A 5,109-nucleotide genomic window follows, 5' to 3' on the forward strand; every position below is an offset into this window, starting at 1 on the left:
ATTTTCTTTTGTCCGAAGACACTTGTTCCAAACAACATCACAATCAAAAGACTGAATCCTACTGAAGCTTTCATCAAAACGAAATAATTTTAAACCAAAGCTTAAATATAAATACTTAATTTGTGACCTAAATAATAAAACCGATGATACTGGAAAAAGGAATCCTGCTCACAATCAAGTTATTTTGTGGATTCCGGCCTTCAGCACCTGATTATTACCCTTCAAAAAACGGCTCTTTTCCGTAAATTGATCAGGTAATACAGGTAGGAATCAAACTTTAATTCATGAAAATTCCATTTTTTATTTTTCTGTCATTCGTGACATGGCCCTTATTCGCTCAGCACAGTTCTGTTTTTCCTCAGCCAAATAATGTAGAACAAACTTCAGATTCCTTTGTATTCAATGGTCAGCTGAACCTGGACAGCAATGAGGACACCAAAAAACTGTACCCTTACTTTCACGAATTATTTGAGAAAGATCATGGCGTTCATTTAATGTTAAGTGATCCGAAAGAGGCTTCCATTCACCTGCATCTGATCAATACATTTGTCTATACGGAAGGATATCAGTTAACGGTTTCAAACAAAGGAATTGATATTCAATACAGCAATTATCAGAGTTTGTGTAATGCACTGCAAAGCCTGAATCAACTCATTCAGAACCCAAATACACTAAGCGGCGTGCACATTTCGGACGAGCCAGCTTTTGCTTACCGTGGGGTTCATTTGGACTGCAGTCGTCATTTTTTCACCATCGCAGAACTCGAAGGATTTATCGATCAGATGGCGAAGTTGAAATTCAATCGTTTTCACTGGCATTTAACGGACGATCAGGGCTGGAGAATTGAGATCAAAAAATATCCGAAACTAACTTCTGTCGGAGCCTGGAGAGACAGTACGCTGATCGGTCATTTCAGTAAACAACCCATCGAGTACGAGCATCAACGATACGGTGGATTCTACACCCAGGAAGAAGCAAAACAGTTGGTAGAATATGCCCGCATCCGCGGAATTGAAATTATTCCCGAAATCGAAATGCCGGGTCATGCAAGAGCGGCTTTGGCTGCTTATCCGGAACTGAGCTGTACGGAAAAACAACTTCCCGTAGTTGGAACCTGGGGAGTTTTTGACGATGTTTTCTGTTCGCAGGATCAAACAAGAGCTTTTTTGAAAGATGTATTGGATGAAATCATTGAGATTTTCCCGTCGCCGGTCATTCACATCGGTGGAGATGAGTCGCCGAAGGTACGTTGGGATAACTGTCCGAAATGCAAAGCTGTGATGGAAGCGAATCACATTCACAACACGCATGAACTTCAAAGCTTTTTTATCACGGATATCGAAAAACACCTCAATTCCAAAGGACGAACGATTATTGGCTGGGACGAAATCCTGGAAGGCGGGCTGGCTCCGAATGCACAAGTCATGTCGTGGCAGGGAATGGAAGGCGGAATTGCTGCTGCGAAGCAAAAACATCCCGTCGTAATGACTCCGACTTCCTATTGCTATTTCGATTATTACCAAAGCGGGCATCCTTCCGAACCATTGGCAATCGGCGGTTATCTGCCTTTGGAAAAAGTGTACCAATTTGATCCGACAAAAGGAATTGACAAGGAATACAAACGCTATATTCTGGGCGGACAAGCCAATCTTTGGACAGAGTATTTACCCACCATGAAATCGGTTGAATATCAAATTTTTCCGCGCCTGGTTGCGATGGCAGAAGTGTTGTGGAATCGGGGCAAACTTCCTTATCACACGTTTGTTGAGGCTTTATCGACCTCGTATCTTCCACAACTGAAAAAGGACGGAATCAATTTCTCCACTTCATTCCTGGACCCCGCATTGAAGGCAAAAGCTTCAAAGGAAGGAATCAATTATGATCTTCTGAAACCTATAGACGAAGTGAGTTTTTATATCAATAATGAGGTAGTCAATTCCTTGTTCATTCCGCGCACAAATACAACAAACACGCAATCTTTCGAAGTCCATTCCCGGATCGGGAATCAGGAATTGCGCAGCTGTTCGTATCGTTTCACCTCACACCTGGCTTTAGGAAAACCGGTTGTGTTCGATACAAAACCGCATGAAAAATACAATCACAACGGGGATTTAGGACTCACAGACGGCGTTGTTGGCGGGAAACCGTGGAAAGGAAACGAATGGCTGGGTTTCAATGAAGACACCATTCGATTCACTTTAGACCTGGAAACGATTACCAAATTCAGTACTATTCAGATCGAAACCCTGAACGATCCGGGATCATGGATTTACCGGCCTGAAAGCTTTCAGATTCAAATCAGTTCCAATGGCAAAAAGTACAAAAACGTTGCTGTTGCTAAGTTGAACGGAGATTTGATCGAAGTGAAGAAAAAAATGAAAGCACGTTTTGTGAAAGTCACTATTTTCAATAAAGAACTCATTCCACAAGGACAAACCGGTGCAGGTTTCACTCCGTGGACATTTATCAACGAAATCATCCTGTCTAAATGAAAATAGAAATTTGTGTCGGCACACTAGAAGCCGCAAGAATCGTCAGCAAGCAAAAAATCGACCGGATAGAAACCTGTATTGCTTTGGAACAGGGAGGTTTGACTCCGTCCAAAGCGATGGTTTCATGGATTCAAAACACCTTTCATTTGGAACAACATGCCCTGATTCGCGTCAGAGCCGGAGGTTTTGCATACAACTACGATGAAATGGTGGTGATGCGCGATCAGATCCTGGAATTGAAAGATTCCGGAATCACCGGATTTGTCGTTGGTGCATTAACCCCTGATTTCAAGTTGAATTTAGAAGCGCTGGAAACCTGGAAACGAACAGCACCTCAGCGGGATTTTACTTTTCACCGGGCATTCGACAGCATTCCGGATTGGAAAACTGCCATGGATCAACTGGTGAAAATGGGATTTAAACGGATTCTGACGAGTGGTTCCGAACAGAATGTCAGCCAGGGAATAGAACATTTGAAAGAGCTGGTTGCTTACGCCAACGGACGAATTGAAATCATGGCCGGTGGTGGCGTGAAAGAAGCACTCATTTCTGAACTAAAAGCTTCCGGAGTGGATGCCATTCATTTTTCGGGAACTTCTGCCGTAACAGTTGAAACCGGAACCGCCTTCGAAGAAAACCTGCTCTTGCCAGATGAAAACAAACTCAGTGCTCTGTTAGCAGCGATTCAGGCGTAAAATTGTAAGGCACGTAGCACACGTAAAGAACAAAAAAAATCCCGGCTCCTTTTGGAAACCGGGATTTTCTATTTTAAATCGCTCTTAATTTTTAATCAATCTGAATGATTGGATGGAATTTCCAACTTCAATGTTCAGGAAGTAAACACCCTGAGCCTCCATCGAAATATCAAATGTCAAACCGTTCGTTGTTTGTGGTTTCTCTTCACGCACCATTCTTCCCGTTACATCGCGGATCACGAAAGATTTCAGGTTCACTTCCTTGTTGAAAGAAACCGTGATTTTTCCGTTTGACGGATTCGGATAGATAGATACATCTTCGAAATTCAAATCATCAATTCCAAGATTTGTGATGTTCACACAAGAACTGGTAGCTGAACAACCGCTCGCTGTAACCGTTACTGCATAAGAACCATTTGCACTCGGAGTAAACGATTGAGATGTCGCTCCCGCAATCGCGCTATTTCCTGTTGAACAATTCAACCATTGGTATTGTGCACCAGCCTGAGCTGCCGTGATCGTAATTCCACTTACAGATGTCGTTGTATTTACAGCCGTTTGTGTAATTGTAATGGATTGACAAGCTCCTCCTGAAACACATCCTCCCTGACCACGAACAAAATAGGTTCCCGGAGCAGTCAGAACCTTTGAAGTTCCGTTTCCAAGACTTGTTCCTCCGCAAGAACCGGAAGTCCAGCTCCAGGCAGTTGCATCATTCAAAGTACCTGCAGATACCGTAATGGTTGTACTTCCTCCCGGACAAATTGTTGTATTTCCGGAAAGTGTCGGTAAAGTAGGATTGTTACAAGGAACTCCTACCGTAATTGTAAACTTGTTATTGGAAACATCAAAGAAAGTTCCGTTTTCACATATCACCATCACAATTGCATTGGTTGTAGCAGTGTTCGGAACCGTCACATCCTGAGAACCGTCATTCGGAACATTATTCGCAAGAACAGTAAATGTTGCTCCGCCGTCAGTTGAAATCATCACATCCACATTTGCACAGGCAACCGGTGCAACATCTGTATTTGCTACAGACCATGTTACCGTTTGTGTGGTATTTCCCTGCCAGGTAATTCCTGTTGCAGAAGGATAATTTACAACGAAAGGCCCCGCAGAAGTTGTTGTTGTAATGGCAATATCCGCATGGTCATTACAACCTCCGTTTGCCTCATTGTCACGAACCGTACAACGGAAATTCATTGTTCTGTTTACCGTTGGAAGTACCTCCCAGGTAAAAGGTCCGTTTGTCATTAGACTCGCAATAGAAGGGAAATAACGGGTTCCGCTTGTGGAAGGAGGTCTGGAACGGAAATTAGGTCCTCCCGTCGCAGTTGCAACCGGCGGTTGTGTTGAATTCTGGTTGTTCATCTGCTCCCAGCAATAGGTCAATACATCTCCATCCGGGTCTGTAGCCGTAGCCGTCAATGCAAAAGGAGTTCCGGCTGGAATCGTTACCGTTCCCACGGTTCCTGTAATGGTAGGAGAAGACTGATTCGGAATCGGAGAAGAAACAGCACATCCGTTTCCGCCCGCATTCAGGAATACGTGCATTTCATTCATATTCACTCCGTGGAAGTGATCGTCTGAATTCGACTGAACATTCTGAGGAGAACAAATTCCTGCGTAAGCCATAATCGAACTTCCCGATCCCGGTTCCATCGCTGTTGCATTATTCGCATTTCCGGAACAAGAACCTGCACTTCCTCTGAAACTGTGATTTCCTGAGAATTGATGCCCCATTTCGTGAGCTACATAATCAATATCAAAAGGATCTCCGACAGGAGCACCTGATCCGGTAACTCCGCGTGCTTTATTGCTGGAACTGCAAACAACTCCCAATCCTGCCAAACCTCCGGAGTTTGTTCCGAAAACGTGTCCGATATCGTAGTTTGCACTTCCGATTACGGTTGTGGTGT

General features: G+C 43.7%; 3 protein-coding genes. 2 read left to right on the forward strand and 1 reads right to left on the reverse strand.

From position 1 onward, the window contains the following. Positions 1-284 precede the first annotated feature (284 nt). Together Q1V93_RS02115 and Q1V93_RS02120 are read left to right on the forward strand one after the other, a co-directional pair. The gene (locus Q1V93_RS02115; RefSeq protein WP_300660795.1) at positions 285-2,492 is read left to right on the forward strand and encodes a family 20 glycosylhydrolase; all 2,208 of its coding nucleotides are present in this window, start codon (positions 285-287) and stop codon (positions 2,490-2,492) included. Continuing rightward, the gene (locus tag Q1V93_RS02120; protein ID WP_300660797.1) at positions 2,489-3,187 is read left to right on the forward strand and encodes a copper homeostasis protein CutC; all 699 of its coding nucleotides are present in this window, start codon (positions 2,489-2,491) and stop codon (positions 3,185-3,187) included. Before Q1V93_RS02115 ends, Q1V93_RS02120 begins: the two co-directional genes overlap by 4 nt. An 84-nt stretch (positions 3,188-3,271) precedes the next feature. Here Q1V93_RS02120 and Q1V93_RS02125 read toward each other — a convergent pair. Then, the coding region (locus Q1V93_RS02125; RefSeq protein ID WP_300660799.1) for a reprolysin-like metallopeptidase at positions 3,272-5,109 on the reverse strand (1,838 nt) is incomplete at its 5' end.

Origin of the sequence: Fluviicola sp. (genome assembly GCF_030151805.1) — a bacterium.
In the GTDB taxonomy this organism is placed as follows: Bacteria; Bacteroidota; Bacteroidia; order Flavobacteriales_D; family Crocinitomicaceae; genus Fluviicola.